Raw genomic sequence first — 340 nt, 5'->3', positions numbered from 1 at the left:
ATGAGAACCGTAACCGAGTTTTACGACGCTTTATTCCCAAAGGTCAAGCCATTGAAGAGTTAAGCGATCACAAGCTGATTCAAATTAATTGGTATCTGAATTCCCGGCCACTTAAATGTCTTAATTGGCATACACCAATCGAGATCTTCTTGCTTAACCTACGTCACTAAATTCGTTCAAGTTATTTCTTGCAATCTGCCGAAAAGAAAAAAGCCTACAAAATTGGGTTCCATGATATTCGGTAAGGATAAGATGAATTCTTAGTAAGTAGTCAATAACGATACGTCTAGGCGCGGTCGACCAATCCCCCTATACTGAAGACATAAGATTCAGTACAGGA

1 pseudogene is annotated in these 340 nt (G+C 39.4%); it reads left to right on the top strand.

Going from position 1 to position 340, the window contains the following annotated elements:
* Positions 1–170 (top strand): annotated as a pseudogene (locus QOS10_RS09575) (IS30 family transposase); the annotation flags it as partial.
* Positions 171–340 lie beyond the last annotated feature (170 nt).

Source organism: Limosilactobacillus galli (assembly GCF_947381495.1).
GTDB classification, from domain to species: domain Bacteria; phylum Bacillota; class Bacilli; order Lactobacillales; family Lactobacillaceae; genus Limosilactobacillus; species Limosilactobacillus galli.
Note: the sequence above shows the minus strand (reverse complement) of the source record. Positions and strands in the feature narration are given on the sequence as shown.